Annotated in this window: 19 protein-coding genes; 13 read left to right on the top strand and 6 right to left on the bottom strand. The window is 63.6% G+C overall.

Annotated elements, in window-relative coordinates; genetic code table 11:
- The first annotated feature begins 116 nt into the window (after positions 1 to 116).
- Together EHO51_RS02470 and EHO51_RS02465 are read left to right on the top strand one after the other, a co-directional pair.
- Positions 117 to 503 (top strand): hypothetical protein, encoded by a 387-nt coding sequence (locus EHO51_RS02470; protein ID WP_124737558.1) that lies wholly within the window; start codon positions 117 to 119, stop codon positions 501 to 503.
- Between the two features lie 105 nt (positions 504 to 608).
- Positions 609 to 1,250, top strand: a complete 642-nt coding sequence (locus EHO51_RS02465) for a DedA family protein (protein ID WP_124737557.1) — start codon at positions 609 to 611, stop codon at positions 1,248 to 1,250.
- 19 nt (positions 1,251 to 1,269) lie between these two features.
- On the opposite strand, the gene EHO51_RS02460 is transcribed toward EHO51_RS02465, so the two are convergent.
- Positions 1,270 to 1,761 (bottom strand): DUF2244 domain-containing protein, encoded by a 492-nt coding sequence (locus tag EHO51_RS02460; RefSeq protein ID WP_124737556.1) that lies wholly within the window; start codon positions 1,759 to 1,761, stop codon positions 1,270 to 1,272.
- Positions 1,762 to 1,809: 48 nt separating this feature from the next.
- Here EHO51_RS02460 and nth point away from each other — a divergent pair, with 48 nt between their 5' ends.
- A complete protein-coding gene (gene nth, locus EHO51_RS02455; RefSeq protein WP_124737555.1) occupies positions 1,810 to 2,511 on the top strand; it encodes an endonuclease III in 702 nt (233 codons plus the stop codon).
- A gap of 296 nt (positions 2,512 to 2,807) precedes the next feature.
- Here the strand turns inward: nth and EHO51_RS02450 are convergent, their stop codons facing one another.
- Both EHO51_RS02450 and EHO51_RS02445 read right to left on the bottom strand, forming a co-directional pair.
- Positions 2,808 to 3,305, bottom strand: coding sequence for a hypothetical protein (locus tag EHO51_RS02450; protein WP_245434713.1), 498 nt, complete (start codon positions 3,303 to 3,305; stop codon positions 2,808 to 2,810).
- 128 nt (positions 3,306 to 3,433) lie between these two features.
- Positions 3,434 to 4,282 carry an ATP-binding protein gene (locus EHO51_RS02445; protein WP_124737554.1) on the bottom strand — a complete coding sequence of 283 codons (849 nt, stop codon included), beginning with the start codon at positions 4,280 to 4,282 and terminating at the stop codon, positions 3,434 to 3,436.
- Positions 4,283 to 4,412: 130 nt separating this feature from the next.
- Between EHO51_RS02445 and EHO51_RS02440 the strand changes: the two genes are divergently transcribed.
- The 5 genes from EHO51_RS02440 (at position 4,413) to EHO51_RS02420 (ending at position 11,037) form a co-directional block, all read left to right on the top strand.
- Positions 4,413 to 7,370, top strand: a complete 2,958-nt coding sequence (locus EHO51_RS02440; protein WP_124737553.1) for a bifunctional [glutamine synthetase] adenylyltransferase/[glutamine synthetase]-adenylyl-L-tyrosine phosphorylase — start codon at positions 4,413 to 4,415, stop codon at positions 7,368 to 7,370.
- Between the two features lie 125 nt (positions 7,371 to 7,495).
- Positions 7,496 to 8,398: a peptidylprolyl isomerase gene (locus EHO51_RS02435; protein WP_029648668.1), complete on the top strand. Its 903-nt coding sequence runs from the start codon at positions 7,496 to 7,498 to the stop codon at positions 8,396 to 8,398.
- Between the two features lie 245 nt (positions 8,399 to 8,643).
- A complete protein-coding gene (gene argJ / locus EHO51_RS02430) occupies positions 8,644 to 9,891 on the top strand; it encodes a bifunctional glutamate N-acetyltransferase/amino-acid acetyltransferase ArgJ (protein WP_124737552.1) in 1,248 nt (415 codons plus the stop codon).
- Positions 9,892 to 10,105: 214 nt separating this feature from the next.
- Entirely contained in the window at positions 10,106 to 10,627 is a 522-nt protein-coding gene (locus EHO51_RS02425; protein ID WP_124737551.1) for a carboxypeptidase-like regulatory domain-containing protein, read from the top strand.
- 8 nt (positions 10,628 to 10,635) lie between these two features.
- Positions 10,636 to 11,037: a (deoxy)nucleoside triphosphate pyrophosphohydrolase gene (locus EHO51_RS02420; protein ID WP_205788991.1), complete on the top strand. Its 402-nt coding sequence runs from the start codon at positions 10,636 to 10,638 to the stop codon at positions 11,035 to 11,037.
- A gap of 21 nt (positions 11,038 to 11,058) precedes the next feature.
- On the opposite strand, the gene EHO51_RS02415 is transcribed toward EHO51_RS02420, so the two are convergent.
- Positions 11,059 to 12,123 carry a sensor histidine kinase gene (locus EHO51_RS02415; protein ID WP_124737550.1) on the bottom strand — a complete coding sequence of 355 codons (1,065 nt, stop codon included), beginning with the start codon at positions 12,121 to 12,123 and terminating at the stop codon, positions 11,059 to 11,061.
- Positions 12,124 to 12,271: 148 nt separating this feature from the next.
- The gene (gene parE / locus EHO51_RS02410) at positions 12,272 to 14,287 is read right to left on the bottom strand and encodes a DNA topoisomerase IV subunit B (protein ID WP_124737549.1); all 2,016 of its coding nucleotides are present in this window, start codon (positions 14,285 to 14,287) and stop codon (positions 12,272 to 12,274) included.
- A gap of 194 nt (positions 14,288 to 14,481) precedes the next feature.
- Between parE and EHO51_RS02405 the strand changes: the two genes are divergently transcribed.
- On the top strand, positions 14,482 to 16,032 hold the full coding sequence (locus EHO51_RS02405; protein ID WP_124737548.1) for an alpha/beta hydrolase: 1,551 nt from the start codon (positions 14,482 to 14,484) through the stop codon (positions 16,030 to 16,032).
- A 15-nt stretch (positions 16,033 to 16,047) separates the two neighbouring features.
- Positions 16,048 to 16,791, top strand: coding sequence for an MBL fold metallo-hydrolase (locus EHO51_RS02400; protein ID WP_124737547.1), 744 nt, complete (start codon positions 16,048 to 16,050; stop codon positions 16,789 to 16,791).
- Positions 16,792 to 16,970: 179 nt separating this feature from the next.
- On the opposite strand, the gene EHO51_RS02395 is transcribed toward EHO51_RS02400, so the two are convergent.
- The gene (locus tag EHO51_RS02395; protein WP_124737546.1) at positions 16,971 to 17,342 is read right to left on the bottom strand and encodes an endonuclease domain-containing protein; all 372 of its coding nucleotides are present in this window, start codon (positions 17,340 to 17,342) and stop codon (positions 16,971 to 16,973) included.
- A gap of 276 nt (positions 17,343 to 17,618) precedes the next feature.
- Here EHO51_RS02395 and EHO51_RS02390 point away from each other — a divergent pair, with 276 nt between their 5' ends.
- From EHO51_RS02390 to EHO51_RS02380, 3 genes are read left to right on the top strand one after another with little or no spacing between them, the layout of a single operon-like run.
- A complete protein-coding gene (locus tag EHO51_RS02390; protein WP_124737545.1) occupies positions 17,619 to 18,602 on the top strand; it encodes an ABC transporter substrate-binding protein in 984 nt (327 codons plus the stop codon).
- A complete protein-coding gene (locus tag EHO51_RS02385) occupies positions 18,599 to 19,354 on the top strand; it encodes an ABC transporter permease (protein ID WP_124737544.1) in 756 nt (251 codons plus the stop codon). Before EHO51_RS02390 ends, EHO51_RS02385 begins: the two co-directional genes overlap by 4 nt.
- Entirely contained in the window at positions 19,296 to 20,066 is a 771-nt protein-coding gene (locus EHO51_RS02380) for an ABC transporter ATP-binding protein (protein ID WP_124737543.1), read from the top strand. The genes EHO51_RS02385 and EHO51_RS02380 overlap by 59 nt, the downstream gene beginning before the upstream one ends.
- The last annotated feature ends 3 nt before the right edge of the window (positions 20,067 to 20,069 follow it).

The raw sequence follows: 20,069 nt of genomic DNA, 5'->3' as shown, positions 1-20,069 counted from the left end.
CATTCATACAGATAACGTTCAGCTTGACTGGATAGCTTGGAACGAACGCCCCCAACGGGCGAGGAAACTGATGTCGCGGAAATAAAGCAACCGTGGCCAACAAAGGGTTCCGAAACATGGAACGTTCAAGGGCGGAGGTCGTCATGGTCATCGTGGATCTGATCAATTCCTGCTCGAACGACAAGGTGGCGCATGCCGCCCTGGCTTGCATTGGCGGCGGCTTCGCCGAGCGCGTACGCGCCGCGGCTGAAGAGAAAGGCGTCAGCGTTGGCAAGTTCGTCGCGATGGCGGTGCGCGATTTCGCGAGCCGGTCGGACGAAGCCGCGCAGGAGGCGCTTCGCGCCAAGGTTGTCCGCGACGACCAGCCTTTGCTCCGAGGATTGCGGGAGGTCCTTCAAGTGGCGCTGGAGCGCGGCCCCTTCGTCTTCGACAGCGAGGCTATGGCGGCGACGCCGCCCTACGCCTTCAGCGCCGCACGAGAGAATGCGCTGCAATATCACTGACCCTTTCGATTGACGCCCTTAAAATGGCGGCCTCGCTTCGGCGACGTCGCCATTTGCGCATTTAGGCCTACATGAGAGTATCGTAGGACACTTTCCGGGCCAGGGATGACGCATTTTCTCGATCAGTCGCAGATCGCCGCCATTCTTTCGACCTACGGCTATTGGGCGATCTTTATCGTCGTGGCCCTGGAAAGCGCCGGCATTCCGCTGCCCGGCGAAACCATGCTCGTCGGCGCGGCAATTTACGCGCGGCTCTCCGGAGCGATCGCCATCGAGAACATCGTCGTGGCGGCCGCCGCAGGCGCGATCGTCGGAGACAATGTCGGTTATTGGCTGGGACGGGAGTACGGAACGAAGCTTCTCGAGCGCTACGGCCACCATGTCGGGCTCGGGCCGGAGAAGCTGCGCCTGGGCCAATATCTCTTCTATCGGTGGGGCGGCGCGATCGTCTTTTTCGGCCGCTTCGTCGCGCTGCTGCGCATTCTCGCGGCCTCGCTCGCGGGCGCAAACCATCTGCCGCCAGGCCGTTTCTTCATCTATAACGCGACGGGCGGCGTCGTTTGGGCGTGCGTGTTCGGCTTTGGCGCTTATTACCTCACCGCCGGCTTCGAAAAAATCGAGGGCCCGATCGCCATGGCCCTCGTCGGCGGGCTCGTCATCGGGCTGTTTGTGCTTTGGCGCTACTATAAGCGGCACGAGGCGCGGCTGATGCGGGAAGCCGACGCCATGCTGAGCCAGCGACGCTAGATCACGCTGAATACGCGTTCTAGCCGAAACGGGCGCCCATGCGCGCGTCGATGAGCGCGCGGTTCAGGTCGCGCGCCAGCTCCGCTTTCTGATCCGGCCCTAAAAAGGCGCCGATCTCGATACATTCGCCGCGCGAGATCAGGGCCACCCGCTCCGTCCCGAATTCTTCGTGGACTGTCTGTTCAAGCCGCACCCAGGAAGGGTTGAAGCGCCATTCCTTTCGTTGTCCGCGCGCGCCGATCTGCGCGAAAACGAGTTCCAGCGGCGTGAGGTCGAGCGTCTCATGACCGCGGGCGGCGCGGAAGCTGATGCGGAAGGCGAGATAGAGACCGACCGCATCGAGGCCCATGAAGCCGGCGACGGGCCAGGCGCCCATGAAGAAGAAGGGCAACGCAAACAGGGCCTGTCCGAAACAGAAAATCATGATGAAAAGGTAGAAGGCGTGCGGCGTCATCGACCGATGCGGCGTCAGCCGCGCTTCGTAAATTTTCCGCTCGAAGGGGTCGGACATTTCTCCTGCCGGCTTTGTCCTCCAGATTCTAAAAGTTATAACGCGCCCATGGCGGAAACAATCAGTCAGCGCGCGCGCGTCGCTAAAAAACCGCGAGCCGGTCGGCGGCCGGCCGCCGCTGAAGCTGCGCGCATCGAAGAGATTTTCGCGCGTCTCGCAGCCGCGAATCCTGAACCCAAGACCGAACTCGGTTACAAAAACCCGTTTACGCTGCTCGTCGCCGTCGTGCTATCCGCGCAAGCGACCGATGCAGGGGTCAACAAGGCGACTCCGGCGCTCTTCGCGCAGGCCGACACGCCCGCCAAGATGGCGGCCCTCGGCGAGGAGCGCGTGCGCGACCTGATCAAAACGATCGGCCTCTACCGCGCCAAGGCGAAAAATATCGTCGCCCTGTCGCGATTGCTGATCGAACGGCATGGCGGAGACGTGCCGCGCACGCGCGAGGAATTGACCGCGCTCCCAGGCGTCGGCGGCAAGACCGCGAATGTCGTGCTCAATGTCGCCTTCGGCGAGCCGGTGATCGCGGTCGACACGCATATCTTTCGAGTCTCCAACCGGCTGCCGCTCGCCAGCGGCAAGACGCCCGAAGAAGTCGAAGCGGGACTCGCGAGGATCACCCCAGAGAAATATCTCCTGCACGCGCATCACTGGCTCATTTTGCACGGACGCTATGTGTGCAAGGCGCGCACGCCAGAATGCCCGCGCTGCCTGATCGCCGATCTCTGCCGGTTCAAAGCCAAGACGCTCTGATCTTCCGATCCTTGCAGCCCCACGTGGCGATAAGGACAAAGTCACAGACGCTCGGCGAGCGACGTGGGATTTTTTCAAAATCAAACGCAAGGGCCGAACGCCGTCGGAGAGGAACCGCGATGAATTACAAAATGGCGATCATCGTTATGGGCGGGTTGCTGCTTGTCGCCGCCATGATCCCTTACGCCTACAAACCGCGATGCGCGACGGCGGAATGCACGCCGGAGCGTCCGTATTAATCCACCAGACGGCGATCCGAGACGCCTGCCATGCAGGCGTCTCGCAATGTTCTCGCGTCAATTGACCTGGCAGGTCGACTCATATCTTCCGCAAGCCCGGGCGTCGCCGTTGTCGCAGCTCTGCTTCCAGGTCCGGCAACCCGGCTTTTTCCACGGCTGGCTTTCAAATTCGCTCGTTCGTTTACGTACAGGCACGCAATTATCCGTTTCCGGAACGGGCCGCGTTCCGGGCGGGCAGCCATGCATCGAATGGCCTTCCTCGCCGCGACCCGGCCGCTGTCGCTGGCCGCTGTCGACGCAGAACTTCTGCGAGATGAAGCACGTCACCCTCCCGCCGTCTCGGCAAGAAGACGTGGCGGTTTGATAATGAACATTACTGCTGCCGTAATTGCCTTCGAGCCTTCGAACCTCCACCAGTCCCTTGTTGTTGGCCTTTGAAAGCGCTTCGTCTCTGGAATAGCCGCTGGCCGAAGCCTGCAACACGCCGCAGAAAGCAAAGGCGCTTCCCGAAAGAGAAACCAGCGAGAGAAACATTGTGGTCGAGATAAGCGCCATACGTCTGAAGTTCATTCTGCCCCCCTTTTTCGCCCCAGTTCAGGCTAAGCCTGATGCGGGACGAAAGCTAGCAAGCGCGAAAAAAAACCGGGGCGAAGTCAGGCGGGACGCGTCAACACCGGACGATGCTAGGACAAATCCTTCCCCAGTCGCCCCGCGAGATCCTGCACGAACTGCCAAGCGACACGGCCAGAGCGCGCGCCGCGGGTGATCGACCATTCCAGCGCCTCGGCGCGGATCGTCGCTTCTGGCGCGCTGAGGCCAAAATGACCCGCGTAGCCGAAGACCATCGCCAGATAGTCGTCCTGGCTGCAATTGTGAAAGCCGATCCAAAGTCCGAAACGGTCCGAGAGCGAGATTTTCTCCTCGATCACCTCGCCGGGATGGATGGCGGTGGCGCTCTCATTTTCCATCATGTCGCGCGGCAACAGATGGCGGCGGTTCGACGTGGCGTAAAACAGCACATTGTCTGGCCGCCCTTCGACGCCGCCTTCGAGAGCGGTCTTGAGCGCCTTGTAGCTCGTCTCCGCGCCGTCAAACGACAGGTCGTCGCAAAAGACGATGAAGCGGAAGGGCGCCTGCGCCAGCGCGCCGAGCAGCGCGGGCAGCGCTTCAATATCTTCGCGATGGATTTCGATGAGTTTCAGCCCCTTCTCGGCCAGCGCGCCGTGAACCGACTTCACCAGCGAGGATTTGCCCATGCCCCGCGCGCCCCACATCAGCGCGTTATTGGCTGGCAGGCCCTGCGCGAAGCGGCTGGTGTTGGCGAGAAGCATGTCGCGCTGACGGTCGACGCCCTTGAGCAGCGCCAGATCGACGCGATTGACCCGGCTGACGGGATGGAACGCCCCTCCCGCCGCGCGCCAGACGAACGCCTCGGCGACGGAGAAATCCGGCGCGGACGGCGGCGGCGGGGCCAAGCGCTCCAACGCCCCGGCGATGCGGGCGAGCAGCTGCGCGACATCCTCTTGCGACATGAATTTCCCCGCAGTTGCTTTGAAATTTGAGACGCCTCAGGGCCTTTGGCACGCCGGGGCTGATTTGCGCGACGCGCGGGATTATACCGAAGGGCCAGCGCCGCATCGACGGCTCAGCCGGGAAAAGATTTTGACGCCGACCGAACATTCGCTCATCGACCGCGCCACGGTCGTCATTCAGCCTCTCGACGCGAAGAGGGCCGAAGAGGCGCTCGCCCGCGTGTTGGAGAAGGACGTAGCGGCCAATGGCGCGCTCGCGGCGCTTTTGCTGGAGCGGCCGCAAGCGCGCGATCTGCTGCTCGGCGTATTGGGTTCCTCTCCCTATCTGACCGACCTTGCTATGCGCGATGCGGCTAGGCTCGTAAGAGCATTTGAGAGCGATCCCGCGCAGCGCATTGAAGCGCTCATCGAAGAAACGCGAAACATCGAAACCCAAGACGAGGCCGAGCTGATGCGCCTGCTGCGCCTCACAAAGCAGGACGCCGCGCTCGTCATCGCCCTCGCCGATCTTGCCAAAGTCTGGGACATGCCGGAGGCGACGCAGGCGCTGACGCGGATCGCCGACGCTACGCTTTCGGCCGCTATCCGCTTCACCCTGCGCGCCGCTGCGCTCGCCGGCAAGATCGAACTCGCCGATCAGCGCGACCCCGAACGCGGATCGGGTTGGATTTTTCTCGGCATGGGCAAGGGGGGCGCCTTTGAGCTGAACTACTCCTCCGACATCGATCTCATCGTGTTCTTCGACCGCTCGCGGGCGCGCCTCGCCGAACCGTCCGAGGACGTCGATTTCTTCGTCAAACTGACGAAGCGGATCGTGCGGATCATGAGCGAGCGCACCGTCGACGGCTATGTGTTTCGCACCGATTTGCGGCTGCGTCCTGATCCGGGCGCGACGCCGATCGCCATCCCGCTCGAAGCGGCGCTGAGCTATTATGAGAGCATGGGCCAGAACTGGGAACGCGCCGCCTATATCAAGGCGCGGCCGGTCGCGGGCGACATCTTCGCTGGCGAACAATTTCTGCAAGAGCTCGCGCCCTTCGTCTGGCGCAAATATTTCGACTTCGCCGCGATCGCCGACGTCCATTCCATCAAGCGGCAAATTCATGCGCATAAGGGACATGGCAAGATCGCCGTCGCCGGTCACAACATCAAGCTCGGACGCGGCGGCATTCGCGAAATCGAATTCTTCGTGCAGACGCAGCAGCTCATCACCGGCGGCCGCGATCGGCGCCTGCGCGGGCGCTCGACTCTGGCGATGCTCGACCAGCTCGTCGAGAGCGGCTGGGTGGCGCCGCAAGCACGCGACGATCTGCGCGAAGCCTATCTCTTTCTTCGCGACGTCGAGCATCGCATTCAGATGGTTGCCGACGAGCAGAAGCACACGCTGCCCGAGACTGAAGACGGAGTCGCCGTCATCGGCCGCATGATGGGTTTCGCCACCTACGGCGACTTCGCCGAGGCGCTGCTGAAGCGGCTCGACGTGGTGCAGAGCCATTATGCGAAGCTTTTCGAAAGCGCGCCGCAGCTCACCTCGTCGGCCGGCAATCTCGTCTTCACCGGCGATGACGACGATCCGGGCACCATCGAGACGCTCGCCAATATGGGCTTCGCCAACCCCAAGACGGTGACGGCGACCATTCGCGGCTGGCATTTCGGCCGCTATGCCGCGACCCGCTCGACCATCGCGCGCGAACGGCTGACGGAGCTGACGCCCATCCTGCTCGAAGCCATCGCCGCGACGGAAAACGCCGACGCCGCCTTTCTCGCCTTCGACAGGCTCATCGCAAAACTGCCGGCAGGGGTGCAGCTCTTTTCCCTGCTCGTCTCGCAGCCGCGACTTCTCAAACTGCTTGCCGCAATTACGGGCGCGGCGCCCAAGCTCGCCGAAACAATCTCCCGGCGCCCGCGCGTGCTCGACGCGCTCATGGAGCCGGCGTTTTTCGAGACGGTGCCGACGCAAAGCGAATTGGAGGAGCGCCTCGCCTCGCAATTCGCCGAGGCGCGCTCCTATGAAGACGCGCTCGACCGCGCCCGCATCTTCGGACAGGAGCAGAAATTCCTCATCGGCGTACGCATTCTGACCGGATCCGTGTCGGTCGCTGAGGCCGGCTTCGCCTATACACGCCTCGCCGAAACGCTGATCGCCCGGCTCTTCGCGCGCGTCTGCGAGGAATTCGCCAAAACGCATGGAACGATCGATGGCGGCGCCTGCGCGGTCGTCGCCATGGGCAAGCTTGGCGGATGCGAGATGACGGCCGCGTCCGATCTCGATCTGATGCTGCTCTACGACGCCGACCCACTGGCGGAGTCACAGGGCGGCGGACGGCCGATTTCAACGCAGCAATATTACGGCCGTCTCACGCAGAGGCTGATCAGCGCCCTTTCCGCTCCCACGGCCGAAGGCCTGCTCTATGAGGCAGATTTTCGTTTGCGCCCTTCCGGCAACAGCGGACCGCTCGCAGTAAGTCTCGCCGCTTTTTCGGATTATCAGGCCCATGAAGCGTGGACATGGGAGCACATGGCCTTGACCCGCGCCCGCGTCGTCGCGGGTCCCGAGGCGTTCACACAAAGCGTCGAAGCGGCGATCCGCGTGGCGCTGACGCGTCCGCGCGACGCGCAAAACCTCAAGGACGACGTGTTGTCCATGCGCCGGCGGATCGAAAAGGAAAAGGGCGCGACGAGCCCTTGGGAGGTCAAGCAGGTCCCCGGCGGATTGATCGACGTCGAGTTTGTCGCGCAATATTTGATGCTGCTGCATGGCCCGCTGCATCCTGAGCTTTTTGCAACGAACACAACGGTCGCCCTGCAGCGTGTAAAAGACGCCGGGTTTCTCGACGCCGGCGCGGCGGACGCGCTGGCGGAGGCCTCAAAGCTCTACCAAGGGCTGACGCAATTGCTGCGGCTTGCCATCGACGACGCTTTCCGTCCCGCCGACGCCCCGCGCGGATTGACGGAGCTGTTGCTGCGGATCGGCGACGCGCCAGATCTTTCCAATCTGGAAGCGCTGCTCGCCGATACGCAGAAGAGAACCCGGGAAATTTTCACGAGCGTCGTCGGAGAGGTCGCCGAGCGCCCGGTTTCGGCGTAGCCGGGAGTTGTCAGAACCGGCTCCTCGGGCATAGATACGCCGGATTCCTCGCGCAGGAGCATTTTCCGCCGGCGGCGACGGCCGCTTTTGTTCAGGGCCGCCCTGGCCTCTTTTTGGAGCACATCATGTCTCACGCCCGCAAGAATGCGCGTTCTCTCGCCCGCGCCGCGCTCGGAGCGACCGCGCTCGCCGCCCTGCTGGCGATGAGCGCCGGCGGCGCGACATCTGCGGTCGCGAAAACCCTCGCCAAGGTCAATGGCGTCGAGATCACCGACGAGGACCTGAAGCTCGCGATGGAGGATCTTGGCGCCGCCATTCCGCGTCAGCTCGAAGGCAAGGCGCGTGAAACCTACGTGCTCGACTTCCTGATCGACGAGCAGCTCGTCGTGCAGAAGGCGCAGGCCGACAAGCTCGCCGAAACGCCGGAATTCGCCAAAAAGCTCGCCTATTTGCGCGACAAGGCGCTTATGGAGACGCTGCTCGGCGACGTCGCCAAGAATGCGGCGACTGACGCGGCGGTCAAGCAGACCTATGACGAAGCGGCGAAGAACCAGAAGCCCGAAACCGAATATCACGCGCACCACATTCTGGTGCCGACCGAAGAAGAGGCGAAGGCCGCGCTGAAGCGCATCAAGGCCGGCGAGGATTTCGGCAAGGTCGCGACCGAACTTTCCAAGGACCCCGGCGCCAAGGGCGGCGACCTCGGCTGGTTCACCAAGGACCGCATGGTGCCGGAGTTCGGCGACGCGGCGGCGAAGATGGAGCCGGGTCAGGTCTCCGATCCGATTAAGACGCAGTTCGGCTGGCACGTCATTAAGCTCGACGAGAAACGCCCGAAAGTCTTCCCGCCGCTCGACGAGGTGAAGGATCAGGTCGCCCGCTACGTCGTGCAGAAGGCGCAGAGCGAACTCGTCATGAAGTTGCGCGACGGCGCCAAGATCGAACGCGCCGACGCGCCGGCCGAGGGTTCTCCGGGCGCCAAGCCCGCTCCGGCGCAAAAGCCCGCCGAAGCGCCGAAGAAGAAGTAAAGCGCCCAGGCGTCCTCACCCTTTCTGAGGGCAGGCCACTTGGACGGACAGAGCAGCAGATCCTGAATATGGGCTGGCCCACGCAGCAGCGAGGCCGGTCCCTCCCCCACTTACGGCCCATCTCGTGCGACATGATTCCTCGATGGGCGAGGTGACAAAGCAGGTCCGCCGCCAGTCACAGCCTTGACGCGCGACTCGCGCAGGGTCCAAACCGCGCAGATCAACTCCGACTCTCAGGGCTGAAAATGGCTCACGACGCTCCCGTTTCGCCGCTCGCGCCGACATCCGCGCCCGAAATCCCGCCGCTCGAAGGCGTTCGCTTCGCCGTCGGCGCCGCGGGCGTGCGCTACGCCGGACGCACCGATGTGATGCTGGCGTTGCTCGATTCGGGAACGACGGTCGCGGGCGTCTTCACCAAATCCAAATGTCCCTCGGCGCCAGTGGACTGGTGCCGCGACCGGCTCAAAGGCGGCAAGGCGCGCGCGCTGCTCGTCAATTCCGGAAACGCCAACGCCTTCACCGGCAAGACCGGCGCACAGGCGGTCAAATTCTCGGCGAAGCTCGCCGCCGCGGCGACCGGCGCGCCCGAACGGCAGATTTTTCTGGCGTCCACGGGGGTCATCGGCGAACCGCTCGACGCCCATAAATTCGACGGCGTGCTGGAGAGCCTCGCGCAGGAGGCGCGGCCCGACGGCTGGCTGGACGCCGCGCGCGCCATCATGACGACCGACACCTATCCGAAGCTCTCCACTCGGACGACGACGATCGCCGGCGTCGAAGTGACGATCGGCGGCTTCGCCAAGGGCGCGGGCATGATCGCGCCGGATATGGCGACGATGCTCGCCTTCGTCTTCACCGACGCCGTCATCGGCGCCGAGGCGCTGCAGGCGCTGCTTGAGAGCGGCGTAAAGGGCAGTTTCAACGCCATCACGGTCGACGGCGACACGTCGACGTCCGACACGCTGCTGCTCTTTGCGACAGGCGCGGCGAAGACGCGAGGCGCGCCGAAGATCGAAAAGGCGCGCGACAAGCGGCTCATTGAGTTCAAGCGCGCGCTCGACGCCGTGCTGCTCGATCTCGCCCATCAAGTGGTGAAGGACGGCGAAGGCGCGCGCAAATTCGTTGAAGTGACGGTGACGGGCGCCGATAGCGCCAAGGCGGCGAAGCGCGTCGCCTTCTCCATCGCCAATTCGCCGCTTGTGAAGACGGCGATCGCCGGCGAGGACGCCAATTGGGGCCGCATCGTCATGGCCGTCGGCAAGGCTGGCGAGAAGGCCGATCGCGACAGGCTCGCGATCTGGTTCGGCGGCGTGCGCGTCGCCCACAAGGGGGTGCGCGACCCCGACTATGACGAAGCGGAAGTTTCGCAGATCATGAAACGCGATGACATCGTCATCAACGTCGATCTTGGACTCGGCAAAGGCGCTGCGACCGTGTGGACCTGCGATCTCACCAAGGACTATGTCGCGATCAACGGCGATTACAGGAGCTGATCCGTCAGATCGGGGCGCCATGACCATCATGGCGCCCGATCAGCGCCAGCGACGGCGGCCGAGCGGTCGCTGGGCGTCGCAGTCGTCAGAACGATGCATGACGTGCTAGACTATTTGATCGCCGCCGAAGCCGCCTCGCCGGTCTGATCCGGGGGCGTGCCTCGTCGGCGCCGGTCAAAGTGTGCGATCTGCGTTCTCGTGGAGCGTTATTGTCATGCGTTGCGTCAAGCTTCTCTTCGTGGCGCCGCTCGCCCTGCTTTCAGCCTGCAACGCCGCGCGCGGTCCGTCGCCGGGCGTCGGCTTCGATCCGTCGCAGGCCAATTACATCAGAGCGCCCGGCAGGGGCGTCATCGCCGGACAGGCCTTTCTGCGCGATGGCTCGGGGCAATCGAATGTGCGCTACGCCGCCGGCGAAACCGTGAGGCTGATACCGGCCACGACCTATGCGCAGACCCGCATCAAGAATTTTTACGGCTCGGTGAAATTCCTGCCGGCCGCGTCAATCCCGAAAGTCGAGCCAGACACGCAATACGCCTCTTTGACCCGCACGACGACGACGGAGTCGAATGGGCGATTCACCTTCGAAAATGTCGCCCCCGGACGCTATTATCTCACCACTCAGCTCATCTGGAAGCCGAAGGATGCGCCCACGCCTGAAGGCGGCGCGATGTATGAAGAAGTGACGCTCACCGGCAAGGAAAACGGCCCGGTGAAAGTCGTTCTCTCCGGCAATTGAGCGCGCCTGTGACTCTATTGCTCGTCGTGGCGGCGGCGCTCATTGACGCCGACAATCGCGTGCTGATCGCGCAACGTCCCGAAGGCAAGCAGCTCGCCGGTCTGTGGGAGTTTCCCGGCGGCAAGCTAGATCCCGGCGAGCGGCCGGAAGACGCTCTCGCGCGCGAACTCGAAGAAGAACTCGGCGTGCGGGTCTGCACGCCCTGCCTCGCGCCGCTAACTTTCGCGAGCCACGCCTACGACGACTTCCATCTTCTGATGCCGCTTTACGTCTGCCGTAAGTGGGAGGGCATTATTTCGCCGACGGAAGGCCAAGCGGTGAAATGGGCGCGCGCCCGCGATCTGCGCAACTATCCGATGCCGCCCGCCGACGCGCCGCTGATTGGACCGCTGATCGATCTGCTGGGCTGAGCTGGATAGACCCGCAGCCGATCAGCCCTGCTCGTCCCTGACGGTCGCGTAGCTCGCCGGGATCGACAAAGTCCAGATCAATCCGTCGGGCGGAAAGTTGAGCGTCGCCGTCCCATCCAGCGCCTGCGCGACGAGTCGCTTGATGACCTTATGGCCGAAGCCTTCGCGCGGTGGCATCGCCACCGCCGGGCCGCCGCTCTCGCGCCATTCGATATTGAGCCGCCCGTCTTCGAAGCGCCATGTCAGCGAGACGGCGCCGTCCGGCCGTGACAGGCCGCCAAAGCTTAGCGCGTTCGTGGCGAGTTCATGCAAAGCGAGGCCGATGTTCTGCGCCGCCTCCGGCTTCAGCATGATTTTCGGGCCATCGATCGTCGCGCGCGACGACACGTCGCCCTGCGGCACGTCCATGCAATAGGCAAGCTGAGCGCGCACCAATTCGCGCATCGAGGCGCCGCGCCAATCCTGCGACACGAGCAGATCATGCGCCATCGACAGCGCCTGCAGGCGGGCGCCGAATTTGCGCTGAAAATCTTCGACCGAGGGCGAACCGGCGGCCGTCTGCCGCGACATCGCCTGCACCACGGCGAGCAGGTTCTTCGAGCGATGCACGAGTTCGCGCAAGAGCACGCGCACATGCTGCTCGCGCTGCTTGCGCGGCGTGATGTCGCGCGCGGTGCCGAGAATGCGGACCGCGCGGCCTTCGTCGAAAAAAGTGCGGCCGCGCACCGAGACCCAGCGTTCGATGCGGTCGGTCTGACCGATGACGCGATATTCGATCTCGTAATCGCCCTCGTGCGTGGGATCGAGCGCGACGCCGACAGCCTCTTTCGTACGCTTCTTGTCCTGCGGATGCAGCGCGCTGCGGAAAATCTCGAAACTCGCCGGAACGCCTTCTGGAAGGCCCCACAAGCGGCGCACGCGCTCGTCGATATGGACTTCGCCCGTCAGGAGGTTCCAGTCCCAGATGCCGGTGCGCCCGGCGTCGAGCGCAAGCTGCATCCGCTCCAGGGCGAAGGCCTGCTCGTCGCAGAAGGACCGCGGGTCGCGCGCATCCTCGTTCGTGGGGCGAATTTCCGTGTCGGTCACGCGGCGCCTGTCTGTTGGGAGGCCGGCAGCATACTCCCAGACGCGTCCGGGCGCGAGGGGCTTGGCAAAGGGTTTCCTCATCCTGAGAAGGCCTCATAGAGGCCGTCTCGAAGGACGAGGAAACAATTCTTCACCCGATCGCCCTGAGCTAGATGTCCACGAGTTCCGTCGCGAACGCGGCGCGCTCCTGGATGAAGGCGAAGCGCGCTTCCGGCCTGTTGCCCATCAGCCGCTCAACGCAGTCCGCTGTCTCCTCGCGATCTTCCGGCTCGACGACGACTTTGAGGAGCGTGCGCTTGCTCGGGTCCATCGTCGTTTCCTTGAGCTGAGCCGCGCTCATCTCGCCAAGCCCCTTGAAGCGGCCGGTCTCGATTTTTCCCTTCCCGGTCAGCTCCTTGCTGATCAACTCGTCGCGATGTTCATTGTCGCGCGCATAGACGGTCTTCGCGCCCTGCGTCAGCTTATAGAGCGGCGGCTGCGCCAGATAGAGATGGCCGTTCTCGATGAGGCGCGGCATCTGCCGATAGAAGAAGGTGATGAGCAGCGAGGCGATGTGCGCGCCGTCGACGTCGGCGTCGGTCATCACGATCACTTTCTCGTAGCGCAGATCCTCATCGCGGTAATGCGCCCCCAGTCCGCAGCCGAGCGCCTGGGTCAGATCGGCGAGCTGCTGATTGGCGAGGAGCTTGTCCTTCGTGGCCGAGGCGACGTTCAAAATCTTGCCACGCAGCGGCAAAATGGCTTGCGTCGTGCGGTTGCGCGCCTCCTTCGCCGAGCCGCCGGCGGAGTCGCCTTCGACGATGAACAGCTCAGAGCCCTGCGCCGAATTATTGGTGCAGTCGACGAGCTTGCCGGGCAGCCGGAGCTTGCGGGTCGCGGTCTTGCGGGCGATGTCCTTCTCGGCGCGGCGGCGCAGGCGCTCCTCGGCGCGCTCCACGGCGAAATCCAAGAGCTTATTGGCCTGCGAGGGGGCGCCGGCAAGCCAATGGTCGAAGGCGTCGCGCACCGCGCTTTCGACGATGCGGGCCGCCTCGGCGCTCATCAGCCGGCTTTTGTTCTGGCCCTGAAACTCCGGCTCGCGAATGAAGACGGAGATCATCGCGGCCGACTGGCCCATGAGATCATCGGCGCCGATGTCCTTGGCGCGCTTCGCCTGTCCGACCCGCTCGGCGTGATCCTTGAGCGCCTTCAGGAGCGCGGCGCGAAACCCAGCCTCATGCGTGCCGCCGTCCGGCGTCGGAATCGTGTTGCAATAGGAGTGGACGAAGCCGTCATCCTCGGCGAGCCAGGAGACCGCCCATTCCAGCGAGCCATGGCCGCCTTCGCGGGTGATCTTGCCGACGAAGGGCTGATCGGCGACGAGTTCCTTCCCATGGATTTCGCGCGCCAGATAATCCTTCAGGCCGCCGGGAAAGCGCAGCACCGCCTCAGGCGGCGTATCGGCGCCGGGGTCGATCAGCGAAGGATCGCAGCGCCAGCGGATTTCGACCCCGCCGAAGAGATAGGCCTTGGAGCGCGACATGCGGAAGAGCCGCGCCGGCTTCCAATGCGCGTCGGCGCCGAAAATCCGCGCGTCGGGCTTGAAGCGCACCTTGGTGCCGCGCCGATTGTTGACGCGGCCAAGCGTCTTGAGCTTGCCGAGCGGCAGGCCCCGTGAAAACTCCTGTCCGTAAAGCTGGCCGGCGATCGCCACTTCGACTTCAAGCTTTTCGGACAGCGCATTGACGACCGAGACGCCGACCCCGTGCAGGCCGCCGGAGGTCTGATAGGCGCCGGAATCGAACTTGCCGCCCGCGTGGAGCGTGGTCATCACAACTTCCAACGCCGACTTCTTGGGAAATTTCGGATGGGACTCGACCGGAATGCCGCGGCCGTTGTCGATCACCGTGAGCCAGCCCTCTGTTTCCAGCGTCACTTCGATGAAGGTCGCATGGCCGGCCACGGCCTCGTCCATGGCGTTGTCCAGCACCTCGGCGAAGAGGTGATGCATCGCCGCCTCGTCGGTGCCGCCGATATACATGCCGGGGCGCCGGCGGACGGGCTCGAGCCCCTCCAGCACTTCGATCGAGGCGGCGGAATATTCCGCCGGCCCGCGCTTTGGGGCGGGTTTCGACGCGGGCGCCTTGCGCGGCGCGCCGCTGAAAAGATCGGGTTTTGATGCCATGAGCGATCTTAGCGCGATTCGGGACAGGGTGGGTCGGTTCGGCGCACGCGCATTCGCGTGGCCGACACAGGGAATTCACAAAAAAGGCAGACGAGGCTTGCGCTTGTCGCACAGGCGACGCTGAGGCATGCTCGCGCCCCGGCTAAATACTCACTTAAGGATTTTTGCTCAACCGAAAAAATTGGAGCTCATCCATGGCGCACGACAAACAATTAGCGGTGTACGAGGTCGCCCCTCCACCTGCCGCCAGAGCTTTCACGCCCGCTTTCTTCGTCGAAAGCACAGCGCCCGATAATATCGACGACAAGGAAAGTGCGCCCTCAACTCCTGAAAATTGCGAGCCTTCGGACATCGAAAAGATCGTCAATGTATTGGCCAAACAGGAGAACCCTAAACTCCTGATTACCGTCCACGGCTTCAACACGCCTCGAAAGAAAGTTCTCGAAACTTTCAAAGAATCGTTCATCGCGTTGAACGACGACGACGAGCTCAAGAATCGCGGCCTCGTTTGCATCGGTTATCGTTGGCCGTCGGAAGCGATGGGAACCCCTTGGCGAAGCGGTTTGAACGCCGCGCCATTATTTCTCCTCGGCATTCTCTTCGTCTCGCTCGCCGCCGTATATCTCGTGAACTTCTCTTTCGAGATTTGCGACTGGTGGAAGCTCACGCGCGTTGTCGTAACGGCTGTGACTGCGGCGATGGCCGTCATTCCCCTTACCCTTTTTGGCTTGCGGCTAATCGTCTATTTTCGTGACGGCTTTCGAGCGACGAATTACGGCGTGCCCGACCTCGTCAATCTTATTCGCGAGATCGACGACAGGCTTCCCAAACGGCCGAACGATGAGCCCGAGGATCTTCGCGGAAGGGTCGAACTGTCCTTTATCGGCCACAGCATGGGCGGCTTCGTCGTCACCAACGCCGTGCGCATTCTCTCCGACGTGTTTTCCCCACTCGCGATCGCCGCCATGCGCCACGGCCCGGAGACGCTCGGAAGCGAAGAGGAGCGCAGGCGGCGCGAGCTCAGATCGAAGATTGGAAAGAATTTTATATTGCGCCGCCTGGTTCTCGTCTCGCCCGATATTCCCTCGGAAGTGCTGCTGTTGGGCCGCAGCAATGCGCTGCATTCGTCGTTGATCCGCTTTCAGGAAGCCCATCTTTTCTCCAATGAAGGCGACGAAGTCCTGCGCAACATTTCGACGACGGCGAATTTTTTCTCGTTGCCGACGAAGAGCCGCAGCTTCGGCTATCGCCTAGGCAATGTCGGCGTGCTGACCGGCTGGGGACTTTCCGAACAACTGACGCTCGGCAATCTGCGCGTCGGCGCGCGCACCCTTTACGAGCTTTACGCTGAACTCGACGCCGTGCAGTCGGAGGAGTCATTCGCGCAGAGGCTGACCTATTTCGACTGCACCGACAGCATCGACGCCGAGGGGCGCGGGGTGGTGACGAACGCTGCGCCCGGCGCGCCGCCGAATCTGTCCTGGCTTGGACATCTGCGCCTGCTGTGGGTCTATGTCAGAGGCGAGGTTGACGTTCACTCCGGCTATTTCCTGAAGCCTAGCCTGGTGCGCGAGCTGATTTATCGTTTCGCCGCGATTGGTTATGGCGACGCGGAAAAGCTCTATGGCGGTCTCGGCGCATTGAGCGCCATGTGTGAAGAGTATCAGATCAAGGCGCTGAAGCCGGGCGAGCGCAGCGTCGCCGTCGCTGCGGCGGAAGACGCGAAAGCAGCCGCTTCGCCATGAGCGTCAGGGGGTGAAATGGAAACGAAGGTCGATGAAATCGCCGAGCGCATCTACCGCTTTTCCACCTTCGCGCCGGAGATCGCGGCGCCGGCAGGTTTCACCTTCAACCAGTTCCTCATCGACGCCGACGAGCCGCTGTTGTTTCACTGCGGGCCGCGTTCGCTGTTTCCATGCGTATCGAAGGCCTTGGCCGCGATCATGCCGATCGAACGGCTGCGCTGGATTTCCTTCGGCCATGTCGAAGCCGACGAATGCGGCGCGATGAACCTTTGGCTCGCCGCGGCGCCGCAGGCGCAAGTGGTTCATGGACAGACGGCCTGCATGGTGTCGCTGAACGATCTCGCCGACCGGCCGCCGCGCGCCCTCGCCGACGGCGAAATCTTGGACATCGGCGGAAGGCGCGTGCGCTACATCGATACGCCGCATGTGCCGCATGCGTGGGAATCGGGTCTGATCTATGAGGAGACGACCCGCACCCTCTTTTGCGGCGATCTCCTCACGCAAATCGGTCAAGGGCCGGCCATCACGACCGAGCGCGTGCTTGAAGCCGCGATGACGGCGGAGAACGCCTTTCAGGCCACGTCGCTGACGCCGATGACAGGCCCGACGATTCGCATGCTCGCGGCGCTCGAACCGCGTCGCCTCGCCGTGATGCATGGCTCGAGTTTTGAAGGCGACTGCGCCGCCCTGCTCTCGCAGCTGGCGGATTTCTATGACGCGGCGCTTGCAGCGAAGAGCGGGCATCCGCGTTCCCCTTGATGGCGAAGGGCGTAACTTCACCCTCCCCTTGAGGGGGAGGGTCGCATTGCGCAGCAATGCGGGGTGGGGTGATAACCGGGATGAATCCGTCAACAGGCGTGCGTCGAGCCGTCCGCTTAACGACGATCCTTTACGATGCGTCTCCACCCCACCCCGGCGCTGCGCGCCGACCCTCCCCCTCAAGGGGAGGGTCGGTAAAGCGCCGCATGGATCGTCTCCAACACGCCATCGATATTGTCGAAAACGTCTGCGTTCCAGAATCGAAGAACACGGTAGCCCTCGTTCTCCAGCCAAGCCGTGCGGCGCGCGTCTTTCGCCGCTGCGCCTGGTTCCGTATGCGACGGTCCGTCGAGTTCGATCACAAGCCGGGCGCGCAGCGAGACGAAATCGACGACATACGGACCGACCGGCGCCTGACGCCGAAAATGAGTCTTGTCGAGCGGCACACGGTCGAGCGCGCGCCACAGGCGATCTTCGGCGCTGGTCGCATTGGCGCGAAGTCGTTTGGCGTTGGCGCGACGAAAGCCGCTAAGCCCGTCATTAATTTTCATCGAGCCTCATTCTACGCCTGTTCGCCGCATCGCCCACCCTCCCCTTTGAGGGGGAGGGTCGCATTGCGCAGCAATGCGGGGTGGGGTGACGGGGCAAATAAGCGGCAAACAAAGGCGGGTTTGATGGCCCGACTCAACGACAATGATCTGCGTAGTTGCTCCACCCCACCCCGGCGCTCCGCGCCGACCCTCCCCCTCAAGGGGAGGGTGAACCTCGCGGCGCATCGACGCCATATAGATCCTGCGGTAAGACATTCAGCCAAACCTCAGGAAAACATGCAACGCTTCTTCGTCGCTTTCGCCGCCGGTCTCGCCAGCGTCTTTCTCCTCGCCGCGCCGGCGCAGGCGGAAAAACTACGTATCGCGCTGCAGAAGACCGGCACGCTTGGCTGGGAACTTGCCGTCGCCAAGGCGTTCGGCCTCGACACGGAAGCGAAGCTCGATATCGACGGCACCGAGCTCGCCTCGACCGACGCCGGCAAGATCGCCATCCAGGGCGGCGGCGCCGACCTCATCATCTCCGATTGGCTGTGGGTGGCGCGTCAGCGCGCGCAGGGCGCGAAGCTGACCTTCTATCCGCACTCATCGGCGATCGGCGCGGTGATGACCAAGAATCCCGCGATCAAGAGCGTCAAGGATCTCGCCGGCAAGACGCTCGGCGTCGCCGGCGGGCCGCTCGACAAGAGCTGGCTCATGCTCAAAGCCTATGCGCTCAAGAACGGCGTTGATCTCGACAAATCCGCGACCGTGCTCTACGGCGCGCCGCCGCTCATCGCCGAAAAGGCGCTACAGGGCGAGATCGACGCGGCGCTCGAATTCTGGAATTTCGCCGCCGATCTTGAGGCGCAAGGCTTCACGCGCGCTGTCGAACTCACCGATGTCGAAAAGGCGCTTGGCGCCAAGGGCGACGTCGTCGTCACCGGCTATGTCTTCGACGAAGATTTCGCGGCGAAGAACAGGGACGCGCTGGCGCGCTTCTTCGCGATGAGCAGGAAAGCCAAGGAGCTGATCGCGACTTCGGACAAGGCTTGGGGCGTGGTCAAGACGCAGCGCCTTCGCGGCAAGGACGCCAGGACCATCGAGATTTACCGCAAGCGCTATGTCGCCGGCGCGCCGAAACGCTCGATCGCGCAGGAAGAGGCCGACGCGCGCGCGCTCTATGGCGCGCTCGCAGCCCTCGGCGGCGAAAAGCTCGTCGGCCCCAGCAAGACGATTGATCCGGGAACCTTCTACAAGGGCGCCGAGGTCAAGCCGCATTGATCCGGTTCATCTCGCTTGCCGCTCTGCTCCTGCTTTGGCAAATCGGCGCGTGGCTTTCCGATCCGCGCCGACTTCCGGGACCGATGGCCGTTTTCGAGAAGATTTATGAAGAGGCGGTCTCCGGGGGGCTGTTCTTCAATCTCACGATCACGCTGGCGCGCGTCGTCGCCGCCTTCGCGCTCGCCATGAGTTTCGGCGCGGCGATCGGCTATGTCATGGGTCGCAACAGGCTCGCCGACCGGCTGCTCGATCCATGGCTGGTCGCGCTGCTCAATCTGCCGGCGCTGGTCGTCATCGTGCTCGCCTATGTCTGGGCGGGCCTCACGGAAGTCGCCGCGATCGGCGCCGTCGCGCTGAACAAGCTGCCCAACGCCATCGTCGTCGTGCGCGAAGGCACCCGCGCGCTTGATCCGCATCTTGAGGACATGGCGCATGTGTTTCGCTTTTCTCCCGCCGCGCGCTTCAGGCATCTCGTCCTGCCGCAGCTCGCGCCCTATCTTGTGGCGGCGACGCGCTCCGGCCTGTCGCTCGTCTGGAAGATCGTCCTCGTCGTCGAGCTGCTGGGGCGCTCGAACGGCGTCGGATTCGAAATCAACATGGCCTTTCAGCTCTTTGACATGAGGCTTCTGCTTGCGTACGCGCTTCCCTTCGTCGCGGTGATGCTCGGCGTCGAAACCTTTCTGGTGCAGCCTCTTGAAAGACACGTCTCCCGCTGGCGGCGCGGCGTCTCTCGACGTCTCGATCGCGTCTAAGGATTATCATTCCGCCAGCTGGCCGCTTCGGGCGCTGGAGGGGCTGCGGCTGACGCTGCCCGCGGGACAGGCGGGCGCTGTCGTCGGCCCTTCCGGCTGCGGCAAGACGACTCTGTTGCGCCTCATCGCCGGCCTCGACAAGGACTATGTCGGAACGATCGTCCTGCCCGAACACGGCCGGCTCGGCATGGTCTTCCAGGAGCCGCGATTGCTGCCCTGGCGCAGCGTCATCGACAATATCCGCATCGCCGCGCCGCATGCGCACGAAGAAGAGATCGCCGCGCTCCTCGACGAACTCGGTCTCGCCGAGCACGCGGCGCATTTCCCGCGCGAACTTTCGCTCGGCCTCGCGCGGCGGGTCGCGCTTGCGCGGGCGCTCGCCGTCAAGCCGGACCTCCTGCTGCTGGACGAACCGCTTGTTTCGCTTGACGCCGCGCTTGCCCGAGATCTGCGCGAGATGATCGCAAGGCTCATCGACGAGCGGCGCATCACGACGCTCATCGTGACTCACGATCTGCGCGAGGCGATTGCGCTTGGAGACAGACTGTTCCTGTTGTCGGCGCGTCCCGCCCATGTCGTCGCCACGATCGATGTGCCGTCGCCGCGAAGAGCGTTGGAGAGAGAGACGGCGGAAAGGCTTGAAGCGCAGGCGAGAGACGCGTTTGCCGCGGCGCGCGCCGGGTCATCGCAGCCGAGACATCCTAGCGCTTGAGCG

Origin of the sequence: Methylocystis rosea, assembly GCF_003855495.1 — a bacterium.
GTDB lineage: Bacteria > Pseudomonadota > Alphaproteobacteria > Rhizobiales > Beijerinckiaceae > Methylocystis > Methylocystis rosea_A.
Note: the sequence above shows the minus strand (reverse complement) of the source record. Positions and strands in the feature narration are given on the sequence as shown.

Coding starts and splice junctions, on each gene's coding strand:
- EHO51_RS02470 (WP_124737558.1), top strand. CDS start 117: ATGGAACGTTCAAGGGCGGAGGTCGTCATGGTCATCGTGGATCTGATC.
- EHO51_RS02465 (WP_124737557.1), top strand. CDS start 609: ATGACGCATTTTCTCGATCAGTCGCAGATCGCCGCCATTCTTTCGACC.
- EHO51_RS02460 (WP_124737556.1), bottom strand. CDS start 1,761: ATGTCCGACCCCTTCGAGCGGAAAATTTACGAAGCGCGGCTGACGCCG.
- nth (WP_124737555.1), top strand. CDS start 1,810: ATGGCGGAAACAATCAGTCAGCGCGCGCGCGTCGCTAAAAAACCGCGA.
- EHO51_RS02450 (WP_245434713.1), bottom strand. CDS start 3,305: ATGGCGCTTATCTCGACCACAATGTTTCTCTCGCTGGTTTCTCTTTCG.
- EHO51_RS02445 (WP_124737554.1), bottom strand. CDS start 4,282: ATGTCGCAAGAGGATGTCGCGCAGCTGCTCGCCCGCATCGCCGGGGCG.
- EHO51_RS02435 (WP_029648668.1), top strand. CDS start 7,496: ATGTCTCACGCCCGCAAGAATGCGCGTTCTCTCGCCCGCGCCGCGCTC.
- argJ (WP_124737552.1), top strand. CDS start 8,644: ATGGCTCACGACGCTCCCGTTTCGCCGCTCGCGCCGACATCCGCGCCC.
- EHO51_RS02425 (WP_124737551.1), top strand. CDS start 10,106: ATGCGTTGCGTCAAGCTTCTCTTCGTGGCGCCGCTCGCCCTGCTTTCA.
- parE (WP_124737549.1), bottom strand. CDS start 14,287: ATGGCATCAAAACCCGATCTTTTCAGCGGCGCGCCGCGCAAGGCGCCC.
- EHO51_RS02405 (WP_124737548.1), top strand. CDS start 14,482: ATGGCGCACGACAAACAATTAGCGGTGTACGAGGTCGCCCCTCCACCT.
- EHO51_RS02400 (WP_124737547.1), top strand. CDS start 16,048: ATGGAAACGAAGGTCGATGAAATCGCCGAGCGCATCTACCGCTTTTCC.
- EHO51_RS02395 (WP_124737546.1), bottom strand. CDS start 17,342: ATGAAAATTAATGACGGGCTTAGCGGCTTTCGTCGCGCCAACGCCAAA.
- EHO51_RS02390 (WP_124737545.1), top strand. CDS start 17,619: ATGCAACGCTTCTTCGTCGCTTTCGCCGCCGGTCTCGCCAGCGTCTTT.